The sequence below is a fragment of the Gordonia sp. ALPHA1B1 genome, assembly GCF_005502615.1.
GTDB classification, from domain to species: domain Bacteria; phylum Actinomycetota; class Actinomycetes; order Mycobacteriales; family Mycobacteriaceae; genus Gordonia; species Gordonia hongkongensis.
This window is the reverse complement of the sequence record NZ_SCOC01000001.1, coordinates 88,726-108,995: the sequence shown is the minus strand read 5'-3', so window position 1 is coordinate 108,995 and position 20,270 is coordinate 88,726. Positions and strand designations below refer to the sequence as shown.

Here is a 20,270-nt window from a genome sequence, read left to right as displayed (position 1 = left end):
TCCTTCTCGCCACCGGGTCACTCCCCGAGCGGGCGCCGCTCACCGGGTGCATCGTCGCCGTGTGCATCGTCGCCGTGTGCATCGCCATCGGGGTCCATCCAGATGACCGAGGCCAGGCGGCCCGTGGGTGCGCCCCGGCGATGGCTGAACAGGCTCGGGTCGGCGATGGTGTCCCGCGGGTCGACCGCGACTCCGGCGACGCCGGCCTCGAGCAACTGCCGCCGCAAGCCGGCACGCAGGTCGAGACCGGCCGTGCCCTTCTTGGTACGCACGGCGCTGCCCGGCAGATGCTTCTCCACGTCGGCCTGCATGTCGGCGGGCACCTCGTAGTGGTCTCCGCTCGCGGCAGGACCGAGGAAGGCGCCGATGGACCCGATCCGGGCGCCGAGTTCGACCATTGCGCGCAGGGTGGCGGGCACGATGCCGATCCGGGCGCCGACGCGGCCCGCATGGACCCCCGCGATCACACCGGCGTCGTCGTCGCTGAGGAGCACCGGGACACAATCGGCGGACAGCACGGCGAGGGCGAGACCGGGCGTGGTCGTGACCAGCGCGTCGGTGGCGGGCACCGGCTCGGGAACCGGTCCGTCGACCACGGTCACGTTGCGACTGTGGATCTGTTCCATCCAGACCACCGACCCGGCCGCCACCCCGATCTGCTCGGCCAGCCGAATCCTGTTCGCCGCCACGGCTTCCGGATCGTCTCCGACGTGATCACCGAGATTGAACGAATCGTACGGTGACACCGAGACCCCGCCGGCACGGGTGGTGATGACACGACGCACCCGCATGCGCGGGCTCAGCGCTTCATGAACGACGGCACGTCGACATCGTCGTCGTCGAGCCGAACGGTGTTGCGGCGGGGCGGCTCCGGCTCCTGCTCGAACGGATCGCCCGCACCCTTCGGCATGTCCCCGAAGAGCGGATCGTTCTTCGGCGGCGAGGCCACGGCGCCGGCCTGGCCCTGACCGACCGCGGAACGCCCCGCGGCGGCCGGGACGTCGGTCCGCTTCTTGGGTGAGCCACCGTCGAAGCCGGCGGCGATGACCGTGACCCGGACCTCGTCACCGAGGTTGTCGTCGATCACCGTGCCGAAGATGATGTTGGCGTCCTCGTGCGCGGCCTCCTGCACCTGGGTCGCGGCGTTGTGGATCTCGAACAGACCCAGGTCGCTGCCACCGGCGATCGAGATCAGCACACCGCGGGCGCCTTCCATCGAGGCCTCGAGCAGTGGCGAGTTGATCGCGGACTCGGCGGCCTTGCGCGCACGCTCCTCGCCGCGGGCCGAACCGATGCCCATCAGCGCGCTGCCGGCATCGCTCATGACGCCCTTGACGTCGGCGAAGTCGACGTTGATCAGGCCCGGCGTGGTGATGAGGTCGGTGATGCCCTGCACGCCGTTGAGGAGCACTTCGTCGGCACTGCGGAACGCGTCCATCAGGCTGACCTGCGCGTCACCGAGCTGCAGCAGACGGTCGTTCGGGATCACGATCAGCGTGTCGCAGGACTCGCGCAGAGCGGTGATGCCCGCCTCGGCCTGTCCGCCGCGCCGCTTGCCCTCGAAGGCGAACGGCCGGGTGACCACGCCGACAGTGAGCGCACCGAGCTTCCGCGCGATCGACGCGACCACGGGTGCACCACCCGTTCCGGTCCCGCCGCCCTCGCCCGCGGTCACGAAGACCATGTCGGCGCCCTTGAGCAGTTCCTCGATCTCGTCGCGCGCGTCCTCGGCGGCGCGGCGACCGACCTCGGGATCGGCACCGGCGCCGAGACCCCGTGTCGAGTCGCGCCCGACATCGAGCTTGACGTCGGCGTCGCTCATCAACAACGCCTGGGCGTCGGTGTTGATCGCGATGAACTCGACTCCCTTGAGTCCCTGCTCGATCATGCGGTTGACGGCATTCACGCCGCCACCGCCGATGCCGACGACCTTGATGACGGCCAGGTAGTTGTGCGGTGGCGTCATGCGCTCGCCTTCCTTGTGTGGTCGATCTCGTTGTTCGAGTTCTGGTCTCGATATGTCCTGTGTGAACCGGCCGGTCCACGTCCCGCTCGCGACAAACCCTAAACCTGAACCATAGATTTAGAGTTATGTCAAGTAACTCGTTGTGGTGATGACGCTAGGCATCGCGGGCCCCGGTATCCAGATCCGCGCTCGGCGTGTCGGGAAGTCGTGGCGAAATCCGCCGGAACCCTCAGCTTTTCGCCGCCCCACGGGGGTCGTCCGGTTCCGTCACGCGGGTCCGCCTCACCCCGACCGGTGATTTCGGGGTCGGCCGGATCCGGCGTGCGTCACCGATAGGCCGGGAACTCGGGACTCGACACGTTGTACATCCGCGCCTCGCGGGTGAGCAGATGCGTCAGTGTGCGGGCCTTCTCGGCGCCGCGGTCGCTGTCCCCCCACACCACGGTGCGCTTCTCCGACAGCGTGAACTCGATGTCGACCGGCGAGGTCGCGGTCACCCGGATGACCTGCCGCGCCAGCGATTCGGGCAAGCCCGCCACCGCCGCGATGGTCTCCCTGGTGGTCGGGTCCGCCGGCCCCGGGTTCGGAGTGTCGAGAACGGGGAGCTTGAGCACCTCGGGCGGGACGCCCTGCGTGCGGTCGTAGTCGAGGAACGCCACCCCGGACTTGTCGAGCACGTGGACGTCGTCGCCGTTGTTCACGATCACGACCGGGACCCGCTCGACGACGGTGATGGTCAGCGACGAGGGGTAACTCCGCTGCACGCGCGCCGATTCGACGGACGGGATGGTGGCGACGCGCTGCGCGACCGCCCGGGTGTCGACCTGCAGCAGCGGGGTGCCCGACGGCACTGCCGCGACCCGCAGGATCTCGTCGGCCGGAATCGACCCGTTGTCGCGGACGTCGGTGCCGCGCACCGACATCAGCGGCGTGAGGTAGGCGATGAGCACCAATCCGACGCCGGCCGCGACCACCATGAGCGTGCCGAGGACCACGCGCGACCGGCGGCGCTGCGGCCAGCGGATCACGACACCCGCCCCGTCCGGCCGTCGGAGTCCGCCGGGCCGTCGGTCGGAGTCGCGCCCGAACCCGTCACGGTGGCGGTGTCGGCGGTCGTCGAGGCCGAGGCCAGGGCGTCGAGGATCTCCGGACCCTGCATGGTGATGTCGCCCGCCCCCAGGGTCAGCACGACATCCCCGGACCGCGCCAGGCGCGCGACCTGCGCGGCCAGCCGCGACAGGTCCGGGGCGAAGGTCCCCGGCACGGTCAGCTTGTCCGAGATCGTGCGACCGCTGACTCCCGGGATCGGGGCCTCACGGGCCCCGTACACATCGGCGACGACGACTGCGTCGGCGAGGTCGAGAGCAGCGGCGAACTCGTCGGCGAACTCGACGGTCCGCGAGTAGAGGTGCGGCTGGAACACCGCGATCACGCGCCCGCGCGAACCGCTCGGCCCGCCGCGGGCGGACACCATGTCCTGCGCCGCCGAGAGCACGGCCCGCACCTCGGTCGGATGATGGGCGTAGTCGTCGATGACCTCGACGCCGCCGCGCCGGCCGCGGAACTCGAAGCGGCGGTGGACACCGCCGAACGCGCCGATCCCGGCCACGATGCCATCGAGCCGCCCGGCCCCGGTCGATGCGTCGGATGTTGCGACGCCGAGCTGCGCACCCACCCGGGCGGCACCGATCACCGCGGCGATCGCGTTGAGCGCCATGTGCTCGCCCGGGAGCGGGAGGACGATCGGTCGATCCTCGACATCCGGGCAGAGCGGCGAGGTGAACCGGACCGTGGCGGCTCCGCCGCCTCCGCGCGGCTGCCAGGACGTCATGGTCGCGACGTTGCGGACGGTCGGCGCCAGCGCGGCGTGGGTCCCCCGTCCATAACCGAGGACCTCCACCCCGCGCGCGGTGAGCGACTCGGCGACGCGGCCGGCCAGGGCGGCCGAGCCCGGGTCGTCGAGGCACACGACGAGCGACCCGCCGCCCGCTATGCGCGCGACGAACCGGTCGAACACCTCGACATATGCCTCGATGGAACCGAAGAAGTCGAGGTGGTCGGCGTCGATGTTGGTGACGACGACGACGTCGGGTGTGTACTCCAGCAGGGAGCCGTCGCTCTCGTCGGCCTCGGCGACGAAGATCGGGTCTCCACCGTGGTGGGCGTTGGTCCCCGACTCGTTCAGCTCGCCGCCGATCGCGAACGACGGGTCGGTCCCGGCATGCTGCAGCGCGACGACCGCCATCGAGGTCGTGGAGGTCTTGCCGTGGGTGCCCGCGATCAGCAGGCTGCGCTGACCCGCCATCAGCTGGGCCAGGACGCGGGGCCGCAGGAGGATCGGGATACCGCGCGACCGTGCCGCCACGAGTTCGGGATTGGTCTTGGGGATCGCGGCGTGAGTGGTCACCACGACAGACGGGCCACCGGGGATCTGGTCGAGCGCCGACGGATCATGCCCGACCTGCACCCGGGCGCCGCGGGTCCGGAGTTCGAGGATGCCGCGACTGTTCTTGGCATCCGACCCCGACACCTGTCCCCCGCGGGCCAGCAGAATCCGGGCCAGCCCCGACATCCCGGCGCCGCCGATGCCGACCATGTGGACGCGGCTCAGTTCATCGGGCAGCGACCCCGGAGCCGACGCCGCCTCGTCCCTCTCCGTCGCTTCGCTCACGGCGTCATCGTTCACGGGCCGACCTCCCACCGCGACGACGTCCAGCCCGGAAATCCTGCGCGAGTTCGATGGCGGCGGTGGCCACCGCCGCCGCGGCGTCCCGATGCCCGGTGCCCGCGGCAGCGATCGACATCTCGTGCAGCCGAGCCGAATCCGTCAGCAGCGCAGGCACTTCGCGGGCAACCCAGTCCGCGTCCACCGTCGCATCGTCGACGAGCAGTCCCCCGCCCGCCTCCACGACCGGGAGCGCATTCAGTCGTTGTTCGCCGTTCCCGTGCGGCAGCGGGACATAGATCGCGGGCAACCCGGTCGCCGACACCTCGGCGACGGTCATCGCGCCGGACCGGCACATCACGAGATCCGCGGCGGCGTACGCGAGATCCATCCGTTTGAGATACCCGACGGCGCGGTAGGGCGGCGCGTCATCGACGACGGCGGGGTCGATCGAGTTCTTGGGACCGTATGCGTGCAGCACGCCGATGCCGGCCTCACCCAATGTCTTCGCCGCGCCCGACACGGCGTCGTTGAGTCGTTGCGCGCCCTGCGAGCCGCCGAAGACGAGCAGCGTCGGAGCGTCGTCGTCGAGTCCGAAGTAGTGGCGCGCCTTCGCCCGCAGGGCGGGCCGGTCCAGTTCGGCGAGGACACCGCGCACCGGGATTCCGACGACCGTCGCATCGAGCCCGGAACCGTCGACCGCCGCCAGGACCCGATCGGCGAAGCGGGCACCGACCTTGTTGGCGATGCCGGCCGAGGCATTGGCCTCATGGATGACGATCGGGATCCGATTGCGTCGGCGCAGGTGCATCTGCGCCGCGAGGTACGCCGGCACCGAGACGTAACCACCGAAACCGATGACCACGTCGGCGTCCACCTCGTCGAGAACCTTGCGGGTGGCGGCCACCGAACCCAGCAGACGACCGGGGGTGCGCGCCAGGTCGAGGCCGGGTTTGCGCGGCAACGGCACCGGCGGGATCAGCTGCAGGTCGTATCCGCGTTCCGGGACGAGATCGACTTCGAGGCCCCGACTGGTACCCAGAGCCGTGATACGGGCCGTCGGATCGATGCGGCTGACCGCGTCGGCGACGGCGAGGGCGGGTTCGATATGACCGGCCGTGCCGCCGCCTGCGACGACCACCGACAACGGCCGGCCGTTCGGCCGTCCGGTCGTATCAGCTTGTACCGCACCCGAACTCACCGGCGTCGTCACTCCATTTCAGCTTTCGATCACATTCGCGGGCTCCCGGCCGGGAGATCTCCCGTCGTGGGCCCGCACCTCAGCCGCTCCCACCGCCGGTCACCGACGGCCGGCGCCGCGTACATTCGGCCCGCTCGCTCCGCTCCCGGCGCCGCGTACATACGACCCGCTCCCCCGATACCCGACACCGTAGTCGACGCCGCTCCGCGAAGAAGTCCCCGGCCGGACCCGCCCGCGCGGGACACCCGCCCGGCCGGAGGCCGCCGACCGGGCCCCTCGGGTGTCGCCGGCACCGGATCGCGTCGACGACCGGCCCTGCCGTCGATCGTCCGGCGCGGACTGCGACGGGGCGGCCCGCCGCTGCGACGTCTCGGCGGCCCGCCGCCAGGGCAACGGGAAGCGTCGACGGCCACGTCCGGCATCGGCCGACGGCGCGGGCCCGCTCGGCGGACGGCGACGCGACTGCGGTCCTCGGCCGCCGCGACCCGCACCGGCCGTCGGACGCGGACCGGCCGTGCGGCGCTGGTCCAGTCGATCGCGCAGCGACTCCGCCCGTGTCTGCCGGTAGGCCACCGGCGTCGGCAGGCGCAGCCACCGTGCGACGCGGCTCGGCGACCCGCCGGTGAGCGTGGCGACCGCCTCGGGTTCGTGCCTCGCGGCGTTGGCGAGCAGACCGAGCATCGCGAGGACGGTGAGCGTCGACGTGCCGCCGGCCGAGATCAGCGGCAGCTGGATCCCGGTCACCGGCAGCAATCCGATGACGTAGCCGATGTTGATGAACGCCTGCGCGGTGATCAGCACCGTGATGGTCGCCGACATCAGGCGCAGGAAGGGATCGGTCGACCGGGATGCGATCCGGAAGCCGATGTAGGCGAGGACGACGAACAGGAACACCACCATGAGCCCGCCGAGCAGCCCGAGCTCCTCGCCGATGATCGCGAAGATGAAGTCGTTGTGCGCGTTCGGCAGATAGTTCCACTTGGCACTCGACTGGCCGAGGCCCACGCCGAAGACCCCGCCGTTGGCGAGCGCGTAGGTCGCCTGGCGCGCCTGATAGCCGGCGCCCTGCGGGTCATCGACGTTGCCGAGGAAGCTCATCACGCGCTGCGAGCGGTAGCCCTCGGCCAGGGCGAGGATCACGGCGAGCGCGATGCCGGACACCGCGAACGAGACGAAGACCTTGACCGGCAGTCCCGCGAACCACAACAGCGCACCGACGATGATTGCGATGGTGATCGTCGTCGACAGGTTCGGCTCGAGGATGATGAGCAGGCACACGAGCATGGCCACCGGGACGAGCGGGACCAGCAGCTCGCGCAGGGAGGCGTTGTCCCGCCGGCGCGAGGCCAGCAGGTGCGCACCCCAGATGCACAACGCGACCTTCACCAGCTCCGACGGCTGCACCGACAGGCCGTAGATGACGAACCAGCGGCGTGCGCCCTGACTGAGCGTGCCCACGCCGGGGATGAGGACCAGTGCCAGGAGCACCACCGCGACGAACATCGCGGGAGCGGCGAACCGTCGGAGCAACCGCACCGGAATCCGCAGCATGAAGTAGAAGACCACCAGGCCGAGCAGGGCGAAGATCACCTGCGTGGCGAACAGCCCGTACGCCGATCCCTCTTTGGAATACCCCTCGACCGACGACGCCGAGAGAACCATCACCAGGCCGAATGTGGTGAGCAGGAACGACATCGTGAGGATCAGCTGATAGGACGCCAGCGGACGCGCCAACAGGTTGCGGATGGCGTCGAGCACGATCGCGGGGATCGACGCGGCAGTCGCTGCTGCCGCACCCGCGGAGCGGCCCGAGGCGTCGTCCGGTGCCGACCTGCCACCGGTCCCGCGCTTCACGCCCGGTCGTTCGTCTCTCGTGCGCGTCCGGCCACCGGCGTCCCCGCCGGTCTCGACATCAGGCCTCCCGTTGTCGGCAGCGACACCATCGTCCCCGACACCGTCGAGACCGCTGCGGTCATCGGCATCGTCGACGGGGTCGTTGTCCGCGGCCGGGTTGCGGCTGCTCATCCGACTCAGCGTCCGGTGTCGGGCGAGCCGGCGATCCGACGCGCGGCGGCGGCGAAAGCGTCGCCGCGCAAACCGTATCCGGCGAACATGTCCAGCGAGGCCGCCGCGGGTGCGAGCAGCACGGCGTCGGGCGCGGACGGGCTCGCCTCCGCGAGCACCCACGCCTCCTCGACGGCCCGGTCCATGACCGCCACCGATGTCGAGGAGCCCGTCCCCGGGAGATCAACTGCTGAGGCTTGAGGACCGGCCTGTCCCGGACGATGCACGTTCACCGTGCCATCGTCCCCTGTGAATACTGTGACTGTTGGGACTTCTGGGGCGTGTCGCGCGATCGCCTCGATCACCAGGTCTCGGTCACGGCCGATCGCGACCACCCCGGCCAGCCGACTGCCCACCGCGGTGAGCATCTCGTCCATCGACGCACCCTTGAGCAGACCGCCCGCGATCAGCACGACCCGGTCGAAGGCGGCGACCGCCGCCTGGGCTGCGTGGGGGTTGGTGGCCTTGGAGTCGTCGACGAAGTCGATCCCGTCCCGCGAGGCGACGACCTCGCCGCGATGACCGGCCGGCCGGAAGGACGCCAGCCCCGCCCGTATCGCCTCCGGCCCGATGCCGGCCGCGAGCGCGAGAGCCGACGCGGCCAGCGCATCGGCGACACCCGACGGTCCGGCCGGGCGCACCTCGTCGGCGTCATACAACCGGCCCGCGTCGAAGGCGCGGTCGATCAGCACACCGTCCGCGACGCCGAGCTGTCCGGGCTGCGGCTCGCGCAGCGTGAAACCGATGCGGCGGCCCGCGGCGGGCAGGCCGGACGCGACCGGGTCGTCGAGTCCGACGACACTCACCGCACCGCGCAGCGCTCCCGCCTTGGCAAGTGCGTACGCCTCGAAGGTCCCGTGCCAGTCGAGGTGATCCTCGGCCACGTTGAGCACGACTCCCGCATGCGGGCGGACCGACGGCGCCCAATGCAGCTGGAATGACGACAGTTCCGCACACAGCACGTCCACCCTGGGCTCGGCCTGCATCGCGTCGAGCACCGGGAGCCCGATGTTGCCGCAGGCCGCACCCGTGCGGCCCGATGCCTCGACGATCCCGGCGAGCATCGACGTGGTCGTCGTCTTGCCGTTGGTGCCGGTCACGACAAGCCAGGTGCGTGGTTCGCCCAGCAGTCCCGCGACGTCCACGCGCCAGGCCAGTTCGACCTCGCCCCAGACCGGTACGCCGGCGGTGGCCGCGGCCGCCACCAGGTGGTGGGTGGGCGCGAAGCCGGGTGACACGATAACGACCGTGGCCGTCGCCAGTCGCCCGGGACCGGTGAGCAGATCCGCGACGGCGACCGGTTCGACCCCGTGCAACATCAGTTCGGTGACCCCGGCGACCGCCGCGGCCGCGGCGTTCCGGTCGACGGGCGGCGCGTCAGCACCGGCGAACCGGTCGTCGGCGAGCAGGACATGCGCGCCGAGCGTCACCAGGAACCGGGTGGCGGACAACCCCGCGGTCCCGGCCCCGCCGACCACGACGGTCCGGCCGGCCAGTTCGCGCGGGTCGGGCCCCCCGGGGGTCGGACCCGCCACCGGGCGATCAGCCATTGGTGGTCAGGAACTCGCCGTAGAACAGCGACAGGCCGAGCGCACAGGCGATGGCGGTGAGCAACCAGAATCTGATGATCACGGTGGTCTCCGCCCAGCCACCGAGTTCGAAGTGGTGATGGAACGGCGCCATCCGGAACACGCGACGACCGGTGGTCCGGAAGAAGGCGATCTGGATCACCACCGACATGATCTCGGCGACGAACAGCGCGCCGATGACGACCGCGAGCAACTCCGTCCGCGTGGTGATCGACAGACCGGCGAGCATGCCGCCGAGGGCGAGCGAGCCGGTGTCGCCCATGAAGATCTTGGCAGGCGCCGCATTCCACCAGAGGAAGCCGAGGCACGCTCCACCGCCGGCCACCGCGATGAGCGCGAGATCGAGGGGATCACGGACCTGGTAGCAGCCGGTGGGGATCTCGCTCGGCGGTTTCGCGCCGCCCGCACAGGCGTTGACGAACTGGAAGAAGGTGACCAGGACGTAGGAGCCCAGGACCATCGCCATGGAGCCGGCGGCCAGGCCGTCGAGCCCGTCGGTGAAGTTCACCGCGTTCGACCAGGCCGCGACGACCAGCCAGCAGAACACCACGAACACGACCGACCCGAGCGTGATCGCATCGATGTCGCGGACGTAGGACAGGTTCGTGCTCGCCGGCGTGTAGCCGTAGTCGTTGCGGAACTGCAGCACCAGGATGCCGAAGAGGATGGCGGCGATGAACTGGCCGATCGACTTCGCGGTCTTGTTCAGACCGAGATTGCGATGCTTGCGGATCTTGATGATGTCGTCGAGGAACCCGACGACGCCCAACGCGGTCGCCAGCCCCAGGACGAGCAGTCCGGAGGCGGTCGGCCCGTTCCCGGCGTCGGTGAAGACCCCGACGAGGTGGGCGCCGAAATAGCCGGCCCAGAGAGCCGCCAGGATCGCGACGCCGCCCATCGACGGGGTCCCGCGCTTGGTCTGGTGGCTCTGCGGGCCCTCGACCCGGATCTCCTGCCCGAAGCCCTGCCGGGAGAACACCTTGATGAGGACCGGCGTCAGCAGGATCGACACCGCGATCGCGATCGCCCCCGCGAGGAGTATCTGTGTCACCGCGTTGCCCCCGCATCCTCTCCGTACGCGACCGGTCTGTTCCCGGCCGCGATCTTCCCGAACCTGCCTGACACCCCGCGGCGGAGCGGCATCGTCGGCCCACTCACGCCCGCGCGAGCGCTCACGGTGCCGCCTCGTCGCCGGCCGGGGCGTCGACGACCCGCCATCCGCCCCGCTCGGACCACGCGGTGATCACCGAGTCGAGATCGGCGCCGGCCGCGGCCAGCAGGATGACGTCGCCGGCGGCGGGCCGCCAGTCCGGTTCTGTGTCGGCGAGTCGGGCGGCGGCGTCGACGGACTCGACGATGCGCGCCTCGTCACCCCACGAACCCTCCATGACCGCGCCCTGGTGCAGCGCGTGCACCGATCGTGAATCCCCCACGCAGAGAGTCTTGTCGACGGCCAGCCGGACCGCCAGGCGACCCAGCAGATCGTGTTCGACGACGCGCTGGTTCTCGGTCAGGTCGGCCGGCGAGGCCAGCTCGGCGATGACCGCCCAGGTGCGGCCGGCGCCGGCGGACTCGGCGAGGCGCCGGATCAGCCGGCGGGCGTCGTCGACCGACACCGGCGCATCGCCGCGGATGACCGTGACCGCTCCGGTGGTCATCGTTCGCCCTCCGCGACCGCACCCGGAGCGACGGCTGCCCGGGACTCGAGCGCACGGGCGACGACCTCCCGATCGTCGAACGGATGCTTCACGCCGTCGATCTCCTGTCCTGCCTCGTGTCCCTTGCCGGCGACCAGCACGATGTCGCCGGGTCGTGCCCAGGCGACGGCCGCCTCGATCGCGGCGGCGCGATCGCCGATCTCCCGGATCGGTTCGGCGCCGCGAGGTCGCTCGGTTCCGGGCACGGCCTGTGCACCGGCAAGCACCTCGGCCCGGATCGCACCCGGGTCCTCGGTACGTGGATTGTCGTCGGTCACGACCACGAGTTCGGCACCGCGCGCGGACGCCTCCCCCATCAGCGGCCGTTTCCCGGTGTCGCGATCGCCGCCGGCACCGACGACGATGGCCACCCGTCCGGTCGTCTGCCCGCGCAGTGTCGCCAGCACCGCCTCGATCGCGCCTGGCTTGTGGGCGTAGTCGACGAGGGCCAGGAACGGCTGTCCACGATCGATGCGCTGTAGGCGTCCCGGAACGCTCACCGACGCGACCGCCTCGAGCGCGGTCGGCACCGGCACCCCGGCGGCGTGTGCCACGGCGACGGCCAGGAGCCCGTTGGCCACGTTGTACCGGCCGGGCAACGGGATGAGGAGCTCGTGCTCGCCGTCCGGCTCGGTGAACGGGGTGCGCGACGAGCCGTCGTCGGCGAGCGACGACTCACCAGCATGCCAGTGGGCCGGCGTCGGTCCGGTGGACACCAGGACCGGTTGCAGATGGGCGGCCTCGCCCGGCCGCCGGGCCAGCTCGGCCATCCGCCGACCCCACTCGTCGTCGACGCACACGACCGCCCGGACCGCATGCGTCGGGGCGGACGGGACGAACAGCTGAGCCTTCGCGTCGAAGTAGGCGCGCATGGTGAGGTGAAAGTCGAGATGGTCCTGCGAGAGGTTGGTGAACGCGCCGATCGCGAAGTGCGCACCGTCGACACGACCGAGCGCCAGCGCGTGACTCGACACCTCCATGACGACGATGTCGACGCCGTCCTCGAGCATCGCCGCGAGCAGGGCCTGCAGGGTCGGCGCCTCCGGCGTGGTCAGCGAACTCGGTTGGGCGACGCCGTTCACGCGGGTCTCGACGGTGCCGATGAGCCCTACCGAGTGCCCGGCGGCCAGCAGGGCGGCCTCGACCAGATAGGACGTGGTGGTCTTGCCCGACGTGCCGGTGATGCCGATCAGCTTGAGTCGCTGGGACGGATTGCCGTACACGCGGGCGCTGACATTGCCGAGAACCGTGCGGGGAACGGGATGGATGAGGACCGCGACGGCCGTCTCCGGCGGCAGGACGCGAGCCAGTTCGGCCCGGCCGGCGGGGTCGGTGAGGATGGCCGTCGCACCGGCCGCCACGGCCTGATCGGCGAACTTCGCGCCGTGCGTGCTGGCCCCGGGCAGAGCGGCGAACAGGTCACCGGACCGTACGTCCTGCGCCCGCAGGACGACCCCGGTCACCTGGGTCTCGGCGTCGGCGCCGCCGACCAGGTCGAGTCGGGCCCCGGTGGCGGTGGACAACACGGACACCGGTGTCGGCGCGACCTCACGCGGACGGATGGGTCCGCCACTCCGGTCGGGTGATGGTCGACGAGACGCCATCGGTGCTCCTCGCCTCCTCGGTTCTTCTCTCGGCGTTTCCCACGGGCGAGCGGACATGCTCGCTCCTCGGGACTGTGCTGGTCGTGCGGGACTGCTCGGTACGGGTGTCGGTGTTCGGACGTCGGACCGGGCTGTGCCGCGAGGTGCGTCGGTGCCTCGTCGGGAGGCGCAGAATCGCACTCACGATACCGACCCGTCCCGACGCCACGGCACACGGTGCGCCCGTGGCCGCACCTGTCCGGGTGCCCGGCCGATCGGCGACGGGCGCCGCGGGCGCTACCGCGCGGTCAGGGTCAGCCGCGGCGTCGGCGCGGACAGCGGCACCTGGGCGCGCTGGAGCATCCACGACGTGATGGTGGAGAACAGCGGGGCCGCCGACTGACCGCCCGACCCGTCGGAACTGCGCCGTGGATTGTCGAGCATGATCCCGACGACGTAGCGCGGGTTGTCGGCCGGGGCGATGCCCGCGAACGTGATGTTGTACCGCGAGTTCGAGTAGCACCCACAGGATGGATCGACCTGCTGCGCGGTGCCGGTCTTGCCGCTCACCTGGTAGCCGTCGACGGCCGCCTTGGTCCCGGTGCCCTGTTGCTCACCGGTCGGGTCGTCCTGCACCACCGACCGGAACATGTCCCGGACGGTCCGGGCGGTGGACTCGCTCACCACCCGGACGGGTTGGGGCCGCGCCCGGTCGTCGGGCGCCGACCCGTCCCGCTGCTCCGACGCCAGGATGCGCGGCGGAATGCGCAGGCCGTCGTTGGCGATCGCCTGGTACATCGCGGTCATCTGCAGCAGCGACATCGAAAGGCCCTGTCCGATGGGCAGGTTGGCGAACGAGCCACCGGACCACTGACTCAGGGCGGGAACCTCTCCCGCGCTCTCCGCGGGCAGGCCGACCCCGGTTCGCTGACCGAGACCGAATTTCTTGACCATGTCGGCGAAGCGCTCCTCACCGATCCGCTGCGCGAGCATCAGGGTGCCGACGTTCGACGACTTACCGAAGATGCCGGTGGTCGTGTAGGGCTCGACCCCGTGCTCCCAGGCGTCGCGCACCGTCACCCCTGCCATCCGGATGCTGCCCGGAACGCGGTGCACCGTCTCGGGCCGGGTGATGCCGTATTCGACGGCGGCCGCGGCGGCGATGAGCTTGTTGACCGACCCCGGCTCGAACGGAGAGGTGACGGCGGGGTTGCCCAGCTCGGCATCGGGCTGCTCGGACAACGGGATGGATGCGTTGAACGTCCCGTCGTTCGCCATCGCCAGCACCTCACCGGTCTTGGCATCGAGCACCACGGCCGACGCGCCCTGCGCACCCGATGCCTGCTTGGCCTTCATGACCTGGCTCTGGACGAACCACTGGATGTCGGAGTCAAGGGTGAGGCGCACCGTCGCCCCGTTGAGAGCCGGATGCACGTTGCGCATACTGCCGGGGATGACGGCCCCGTCCGATCCCCGATCGTAGGTCCGCGAGCCGTCGGTCCCGGACAGGATCGAGTCCAGCGACGCCTCGAGCCCGATGAGTCCGTTGCCGTCGTAGTTCACGTCGCCGACCACGTTCGCCGCCAGCGACCCACCCGGGTACAGGCGGATGCTCTGCGGGTCGGCACCGACCTCCGGGAAGTCCTCGGTGATCCGGGACGCGACGTCGGGGCTCACGGACCGCGCGAGGTACACGAAAGTGTCCTCGCCGGTGACCTTCTCGAGGAGATCCTCCTCGCTGATCGAACCACCGAGGGCCACCGACACCCCCTTCGCGATCTCCTCGAGCCTGGTCTCGACGCCGGGAAGCGCGGGGTTCTTGCGGTGCTCTTCCTCGATCGTCTTGCGAACGGCCTTGGGCAGGAACGTCAACGACCGCGCTTCGTCGGTGTAGGCCAGCGGGCGCCCGTTGCGGTCGAGGATCGCACCGCGCTTGGCGGTGAGGACCTGCGTGTACTCGCGCTGCTGTGCGGCCTCGGCAGAGATCGAACTCGCCTGCACCGTGTGGACGACGATCATCTTGACCGCGACGGCGAGAACGACCAGCAGGACCACCACGCCGGCCGCGCGCGCACGGAAGACGAAACCCTGCGGCCCACGGCCGTTCCGCCCGCCGGGCCCCTTCCGATCCGATCCTCCCGACCCCGCTCCGGGTCCACGCCCGGGCCGGCGTCCCGGACGCGACGGGCCGGCGCCGAGCCGCTCGAAGGTCGCACGTGTCATGGTCGTCAATTGTTCACCGCTTCAACGTGGTTACCCCGGATTTGACCCCGGCGGGTTGGAGATGGCGCCGGAGATCCAGCGCACTTCGAAAGCGCGGATCGGGGCGAACTCACGGGGTGGGCACCACATTCGGCGCCGGAGTCGGGGCCGACGGCGCGGCCGGGGGCACGGCACCGGCCCCGGAGGGAGCCGGACTCGCACCGGACGGGAGCGGATTCGCGCCGGGCGGTGCGGTCTGCGACGGAGACGGTCCGCCGGCCGCCGGTTCGCCGGATGCCGGTTGCGACGATGTGGGTTGCGACGGTGCGGGTTGCGGCGTGGACGTCCCACCCGCCTCGGGTCCCGCGGAACCCGATCCACCGCCCAGCCCGATCGAGTCGTCGACCTGGCTCGGGTCGATCGATTCCGCGGGATCCGGTGCGGTATCGGGATTCAGGCTCCCCATCGGACGCCCGGACGCGGGCTCCGGCTTGCCCACCACCCGCGGGCGTCGCGGGTCGTCGACGATCATCCGAGCGGGGTTGTCGGCGGGGATCATGCCGAGACGTGCTGCCTTGTCGGACAATTCAGGCGCCGAGTTGCCCGATTCGTACGTGCGCTTGAGCGCGTCGCGCTGATCGATGAGGGACTGGTTCTGCGTCCGCTCGATTCCCAGCTTGTAGGAGTCCTGCGCCGCCTTGGTCGACAACCACAGGCTGAGACCGAGTCCGAGGACGAGCAGCGCGATCACCGGCACGACAAACGGGGTGTGCTGCAGTCGCTCTCGCAGGGACACCCCGGTCATGGACAGTCCGCCGCCGGTACGACGCGGCGGCGTGGCACGACCCGCCGCGGAGCGTCGGTGTCGACGGTCGAGCGCCCGCTGGGCGGCCCGCGATCGTGTCGCACGTTCGGACTCGATGCGGGTTCGGCGTGACCGTCGCGAATCGCGCTCGTCGTCGGCGGACCGCGACGGGGCCTCGTGCAGGATGGTCATGCTCAGCCCTTCTTCTCGACTCGTTCGATCGCGCGGACACGTACCGGCGCCGAGCGCGGGTTGGTGGCCAGTTCGTTCTCGTCCGGACGTTCGGCGCCCCGCGTGACGAGACGGAATTCCGGTGCCGTGCCGGGCAACTCGACCGGGAGCCCGGGAGGTGAGGTGGACGATGTGCGCGTCGCGAACTCGCGCTTGACGATCCGATCCTCGAGAGACTGGTAACTCATCACGGCGATCCGTCCGCCCACGGCGAGCGCGTCCAGCGCAGCCGGCAGAGCCTCACGCAGGACGTCCAATTCGTGGTTGACCTCGATGCGCAGCGCCTGGAACGTCCGCTTCGCCGGGTGCCCGCCGGTCCGCCTGGTGGCGGCCGGGATGGCGTCGTAGAGGAGTTCGACGAGACGCGCGCTGGTCGTGAAGGGCTCCTTGTCCCGCTCCCGCAGGACCGCCGAGGCGATCCGGCCGGCGAAGCGCTCCTCCCCGTAATCGGAGAGCACACGGGCCAATTCGCCGTGCGAGTACGTGTTGAGCACGTCGGCGGCGGTGAGCGGGTCGTCGGAGTTCATGCGCATGTCGAGCGGCGCGTCCACCGCATAGGCGAAACCGCGTCCGGCCTGGTCCAGCTGCATCGACGACACCCCGAGATCGAACAGTGCGGCATCGATGACCGACTCCCCCGCTGCGTCCATCACGTCGCGGATCTCGTGAAAGGTGGCCTGGTGCAGCGAGATCCGGTCGGAGTACGACGCCAGGCGCTCGCGGGCGATCTCGAGTGCCGAGGCGTCCCGATCGATGCCGACCACGCGGACGTTCGGGAACGACTCGAGAACCAGTTGACTGTGCCCGCCCGCGCCGAGCGTGGCGTCGAGGAAGACGCGCGGATCGTCGGAATCCAGCGCGGGGGCCAGCAGTTCGACGATGCGCGCACCCATGACGGGGATGTGGCCGAACTCGCCGGACCGACGCGGTTCGTCCTCGGCATCGACCATGATGAAGACCCCCCATCGGCATGTATGCGGTATCGGCGGTGGGCGGATGCCTCGGGTCGGCGAGAGCAGGCGGTCGGATGGAGCGGGGTCCCGACCCGATCACGCACCTGGCGTTGGGGAAGTACGCCAGGGTCGCCACCGGGCCGGGGCCTCGTGCCACCCGAAGCCGCTGGGCACCGAACTCGCCCATCGGTTGCTGTCTCTTCGGTCGGTTTCTGGTCGGTTGCTGTCGTTGGTGTTGCTGTCTCGGCGGTGTGGCGGGCCGGTCCTCCGGCTACAGCACCGCGTTCAGCGCGGCGGAGTTGGCGGCCGAGAAGTTCTCCTCGTGCCGCGTCTGGTACTCGTTCCATGCGGCCGAGTCCCAGATCTCGAGGTGATCGAAGCTGCCGAACACCACGCACTCCTTGGACAACCCCGCGTACACGCGATGGTCGCCGGACAGGCTGATCCTGCCCTGACCGTCCGGTCGCTGCTCTTCCGAACCGGCGAAGAACGTTCGCTGGAACGCGCGCAGATCAGGGTCGTTCCGAGACGCCTCGACGATCCGAGCGGCTATCGCGTCGAACTCTTCGGTCCGGTACACCGACAAGCTGTGATCTTGGCCTTTGGTGACCACTACCCCTCCTGCCAGTGCATCGCGGAACTTGGCGGGCAACGTGAGCCGCCCTTTGTCGTCCAATTTGGGCGTGTAGGTACCGACGAATCGCACGGACACGTCGACACCTCCTGCCCACCGGGTTCCGCGTCGTATCTCGCCTCACCCAGTGATGCCACAGTACCCCACTTTCCACCACTTTCCACCCCCACCGCCCCCGCATTCACCCACCGACAGCAAATTCCCAGTTCAGAGAGCTCAAGATGACGATGAACGCGCGTGTCGCCGGCGCGTCATGGGCGGAAAGAAGGGCAACCAGCGTGTGACCAGAGATACCGATGAGGTCCGAGAGGCGGGAATTCCAGGCGTAAATCCTCTAGTGGGGCAAAGTGGGGCGACCCGGTGGGGAGAAGTGGGGATCGCCGGTGGCGAGAAGTGGGGATCGCCAGTATGGAAGCGCGAGGACCGTTGACCGGGCGTTCGATCCCGTCGACCGTGCGCCCGGATCCGTTCAGCGTGCTCTGGAGAGCAATCGAGGACATGAAAGAGCCGCGTGCCCGAAGGCACGCGGCTCAGTCGAATATGCGAAGTTGCGGGAGTCGGTCAGCCGATCGACGAACGCGGAGTCGGGATCAGCGGATCACTCCTGCTCGAACCGGCGATTGAATCGCTCCTCCATGCGTTCTGACAGCTTGCGCTTGGCGCCGGACGACCCCGATTGCTTCTTGCCGGACCTGGTCGACGACGAGCCCGCCTCGGCGGTGTTGTTGTCTCCCCAGAGAGCGAAGAGGCCGGCCCCGAACATCACCAGGAAGCCCAGGAGGCTCACGATCGGGAATCCGCCGATGTTGATGTTGACGATGAGTCCGCCGACCAGCATCACCAGGCCGACGACGAAGACCGCTGCCGCCTGCAGGCGACGACGACCGCTCGACTTCCCAAGGCGCCGACGCTTGACACTGGACGCAAACTTGGGGTCTTCCGCGTACAGCGCGCTCTCGATCTGTTCGAGCATGCGTTGCTCGTGCTCCGAAAGTGGCACCGACCCTCCTTCTCACTGATCCGTGACGCCGACGAAGGTCACCCGCGACCGGAAAGGCGTCTGCGCCTATATCGTCCCATGATACGAGGTGAAATCGACCGCGACCACCATTACTCGCTGTTGCCGACGACCGGGCGGTGCCAGAAACCGCAAAGTGTGGCCGGATTCACGCCGTCGCGCCGATCTGCGGCGCTTCGGCACCGAGTTTTCCTTGCTCGTAGGCGATGACCATCGTCTCGACCCGACGCAGGAAGTCGAGGACGAGCAGCCGCATGCCGGCGACGCTGTCGGGGTCGATCGTGCGGATGATCCCGGACTCGATCTTCATCCGAACCGGCGACAGCGCGGCGAACCGGGCGGCGATCGGCGCCAGCTCTGGGGCGACCACACCGATGCGGGTCCAGGCGTTCGACGTCCTGCGCCGCACGGTCCCGACCGGTTCGTGCACGGCGAGGGCCGCGCCCGAGGCGCGGAGGGCAACGAGGTACAGCTGACGGAACCGCTCGACGTCGTCGTCGACGCCGTCGGCATTGTCGAAGAGCACGTGTGCACGCTCGAGGAGATCGCGCGCTCGACCGACCATCACCGGGTCGACGGGCGCCGCGTGGGTGAGAGCCGTGGCGCTGCGGTGTCTGGCCATGTCGTCCTCCTCGTGCGTATGGGCTGTGTCCGGCGGCAGACGCTTCCCTCGTCCGCCGCCGGACCGTGTCGTCGGATGAACGCGAACAGCTTGCGGAGGCACATTCATCGAACATCCGTTCGACACGTTCAATATAGCTATCCCGGCGTCGGCGTTCAAGACATCTGTGACCCGAAACCCCCGCCGGGGAGTACAACGCCACCACCTGCGGGCCGATTCCTGCCGAGTGTGCATCATCGATAGGACAATTCCCGGAAGTGGCCTGCGACGCGATGCCCCCGGCAGAGGGCGGCCCGCCCCAGCGGCAGCCGACCTCGTCTACAGGTCGACGACGCAGGACGAACGATGCAGAGAACGGAAATCCGTTGACCATCCGCCTGGTGAGCCTGAGTGGCCAGGACGCCCGGGCCTGGCTCGAGCCGGCCCTGGAGATCTACGTGACCGCGATGAATTATCCGCGCGGTACGGAGATCCATCGGGCCGGGCTCTGGCGCGAACACATCGCGCGGCCCGGATGGCGTGCGATGGGCGCGGTCGAGACGGTGACCCCACACGAGGCGCGGACCATGCCGGCCGCGCGGCGCCGGGTCGGTCCGCCGGTCGGCTTCGGACCCGACGACCTGCTCGTCGGCATCGCCTACGGCTACACCGGCGCGACCGGTCAATGGTGGAACCAGCAGCTGCGGCTCGGACTCCGCCAGACGGGCCGACCGCCCGAGACGGTCGAGGCGATCGCGCGCGACTACTTCGAGCTCACCGAGCTGCACGTCCACCCGACCGCTCAGGGCCGAGGTATCGGCCAGGGGCTCCTCGCCCGGCTGCTGGCCGACCGGCCCGAACGCCATGTGCTGCTGTCGACCCCGGAGATCCCCGCCGAGGACAACCGCGCGTGGTCGTTGTACCGGCGGATGGGTTTCACCGACGTCCTGCGCCACTTCACCTTCACCGGCGATCCGCGTCCGTTCGCGTTCCTCGGCCGTCCGCTCCCCCTGGAACTGCAACCCCCGGCCGCCGCCCGCCGCGCCGGTACCGGGAGCTGA

At 70.0% G+C, this 20,270-nt stretch carries 17 protein-coding genes; 1 reads left to right on the top strand and 16 read right to left on the bottom strand.

Annotated features, from left to right (window positions below; all coding sequences use genetic code 11):
• Nucleotides 1-17: 17 nt before the first annotated feature.
• From pgeF to FFS52_RS00415, 16 genes are all read right to left on the bottom strand, one after another.
• Nucleotides 18-791: a peptidoglycan editing factor PgeF gene (pgeF, locus tag FFS52_RS00490; protein ID WP_137808489.1), complete on the bottom strand. Its 774-nt coding sequence runs from the start codon at nt 789-791 to the stop codon at nt 18-20.
• An 8-nt stretch (nt 792-799) separates the two neighbouring features.
• Nucleotides 800-1,966, bottom strand: coding sequence for a cell division protein FtsZ (gene ftsZ, locus FFS52_RS00485; RefSeq protein WP_058251716.1), 1,167 nt, complete (start codon nt 1,964-1,966; stop codon nt 800-802).
• A 326-nt stretch (nt 1,967-2,292) separates the two neighbouring features.
• Nucleotides 2,293-2,994 carry an FtsQ-type POTRA domain-containing protein gene (locus FFS52_RS00480; protein ID WP_065632300.1) on the bottom strand — a complete coding sequence of 234 codons (702 nt, stop codon included), beginning with the start codon at nt 2,992-2,994 and terminating at the stop codon, nt 2,293-2,295.
• Entirely contained in the window at nt 2,991-4,562 is a 1,572-nt protein-coding gene (murC, locus tag FFS52_RS00475; protein WP_065632398.1) for a UDP-N-acetylmuramate--L-alanine ligase, read from the bottom strand. Before murC ends, FFS52_RS00480 begins: the two co-directional genes overlap by 4 nt.
• A gap of 79 nt (nt 4,563-4,641) precedes the next feature.
• A complete protein-coding gene (murG, locus tag FFS52_RS00470; RefSeq protein ID WP_065632299.1) occupies nt 4,642-5,772 on the bottom strand; it encodes an undecaprenyldiphospho-muramoylpentapeptide beta-N-acetylglucosaminyltransferase in 1,131 nt (376 codons plus the stop codon).
• A gap of 159 nt (nt 5,773-5,931) precedes the next feature.
• The gene (ftsW, locus tag FFS52_RS00465; protein ID WP_137808488.1) at nt 5,932-7,857 is read right to left on the bottom strand and encodes a putative lipid II flippase FtsW; all 1,926 of its coding nucleotides are present in this window, start codon (nt 7,855-7,857) and stop codon (nt 5,932-5,934) included.
• A 5-nt stretch (nt 7,858-7,862) separates the two neighbouring features.
• A complete protein-coding gene (gene murD, locus FFS52_RS00460) occupies nt 7,863-9,446 on the bottom strand; it encodes a UDP-N-acetylmuramoyl-L-alanine--D-glutamate ligase (RefSeq protein WP_137808487.1) in 1,584 nt (527 codons plus the stop codon).
• On the bottom strand, nt 9,439-10,536 hold the full coding sequence (gene mraY / locus FFS52_RS00455; protein ID WP_058251712.1) for a phospho-N-acetylmuramoyl-pentapeptide-transferase: 1,098 nt from the start codon (nt 10,534-10,536) through the stop codon (nt 9,439-9,441). Before mraY ends, murD begins: the two co-directional genes overlap by 8 nt.
• A gap of 121 nt (nt 10,537-10,657) precedes the next feature.
• Complete coding sequence (locus FFS52_RS00450) at nt 10,658-11,143, bottom strand: UDP-N-acetylmuramoyl-tripeptide--D-alanyl-D-alanine ligase (protein ID WP_137808486.1); 486 nt, start codon at nt 11,141-11,143, stop codon at nt 10,658-10,660.
• Nucleotides 11,140-12,786, bottom strand: a complete 1,647-nt coding sequence (locus tag FFS52_RS00445; RefSeq protein ID WP_137808485.1) for a UDP-N-acetylmuramoyl-L-alanyl-D-glutamate--2,6-diaminopimelate ligase — start codon at nt 12,784-12,786, stop codon at nt 11,140-11,142. Before FFS52_RS00445 ends, FFS52_RS00450 begins: the two co-directional genes overlap by 4 nt.
• Nucleotides 12,787-13,062: 276 nt before the next feature.
• A complete protein-coding gene (locus FFS52_RS00440) occupies nt 13,063-14,988 on the bottom strand; it encodes a penicillin-binding protein 2 (protein WP_137808484.1) in 1,926 nt (641 codons plus the stop codon).
• 109 nt (nt 14,989-15,097) lie between these two features.
• Complete coding sequence (locus tag FFS52_RS00435) at nt 15,098-15,964, bottom strand: hypothetical protein (protein WP_137808483.1); 867 nt, start codon at nt 15,962-15,964, stop codon at nt 15,098-15,100.
• 2 nt (nt 15,965-15,966) lie between these two features.
• Nucleotides 15,967-16,953: a 16S rRNA (cytosine(1402)-N(4))-methyltransferase RsmH gene (gene rsmH / locus FFS52_RS00430; protein WP_137808482.1), complete on the bottom strand. Its 987-nt coding sequence runs from the start codon at nt 16,951-16,953 to the stop codon at nt 15,967-15,969.
• 274 nt (nt 16,954-17,227) lie between these two features.
• Nucleotides 17,228-17,668, bottom strand: a complete 441-nt coding sequence (gene mraZ, locus FFS52_RS00425; RefSeq protein WP_058251706.1) for a division/cell wall cluster transcriptional repressor MraZ — start codon at nt 17,666-17,668, stop codon at nt 17,228-17,230.
• A gap of 520 nt (nt 17,669-18,188) precedes the next feature.
• Entirely contained in the window at nt 18,189-18,590 is a 402-nt protein-coding gene (locus FFS52_RS00420; protein WP_068970560.1) for a DUF3040 domain-containing protein, read from the bottom strand.
• Nucleotides 18,591-18,756: 166 nt separating this feature from the next.
• Nucleotides 18,757-19,230: an SAV_6107 family HEPN domain-containing protein gene (locus FFS52_RS00415; RefSeq protein ID WP_058251704.1), complete on the bottom strand. Its 474-nt coding sequence runs from the start codon at nt 19,228-19,230 to the stop codon at nt 18,757-18,759.
• 365 nt (nt 19,231-19,595) lie between these two features.
• Here FFS52_RS00415 and FFS52_RS00410 point away from each other — a divergent pair, with 365 nt between their 5' ends.
• Nucleotides 19,596-20,270 carry a GNAT family N-acetyltransferase gene (locus FFS52_RS00410; RefSeq protein ID WP_137808481.1) on the top strand — a complete coding sequence of 225 codons (675 nt, stop codon included), beginning with the start codon at nt 19,596-19,598 and terminating at the stop codon, nt 20,268-20,270.

What these genes read in the sequence shown, in the direction of transcription:
- pgeF (WP_137808489.1), bottom strand. Translation starts at nt 791, where the DNA reads ATGCGGGTGCGTCGTGTCATCACCACCCGTGCCGGCGGGGTCTCGGTG.
- ftsZ (WP_058251716.1), bottom strand. Translation starts at nt 1,966, where the DNA reads ATGACGCCACCGCACAACTACCTGGCCGTCATCAAGGTCGTCGGCATC.
- murC (WP_065632398.1), bottom strand. Translation starts at nt 4,562, where the DNA reads ATGGTCGGCATCGGCGGCGCCGGGATGTCGGGGCTGGCCCGGATTCTG.
- ftsW (WP_137808488.1), bottom strand. Translation starts at nt 7,857, where the DNA reads ATGAGCAGCCGCAACCCGGCCGCGGACAACGACCCCGTCGACGATGCC.
- murD (WP_137808487.1), bottom strand. Translation starts at nt 9,446, where the DNA reads ATGGCTGATCGCCCGGTGGCGGGTCCGACCCCCGGGGGGCCCGACCCG.
- FFS52_RS00450 (WP_137808486.1), bottom strand. Translation starts at nt 11,143, where the DNA reads ATGACCACCGGAGCGGTCACGGTCATCCGCGGCGATGCGCCGGTGTCG.
- FFS52_RS00445 (WP_137808485.1), bottom strand. Translation starts at nt 12,786, where the DNA reads ATGGCGTCTCGTCGACCATCACCCGACCGGAGTGGCGGACCCATCCGT.
- FFS52_RS00440 (WP_137808484.1), bottom strand. Translation starts at nt 14,988, where the DNA reads ATGACACGTGCGACCTTCGAGCGGCTCGGCGCCGGCCCGTCGCGTCCG.
- FFS52_RS00435 (WP_137808483.1), bottom strand. Translation starts at nt 15,964, where the DNA reads ATGACCATCCTGCACGAGGCCCCGTCGCGGTCCGCCGACGACGAGCGC.
- rsmH (WP_137808482.1), bottom strand. Translation starts at nt 16,953, where the DNA reads ATGGTCGATGCCGAGGACGAACCGCGTCGGTCCGGCGAGTTCGGCCAC.
- FFS52_RS00415 (WP_058251704.1), bottom strand. Translation starts at nt 19,230, where the DNA reads ATGGCCAGACACCGCAGCGCCACGGCTCTCACCCACGCGGCGCCCGTC.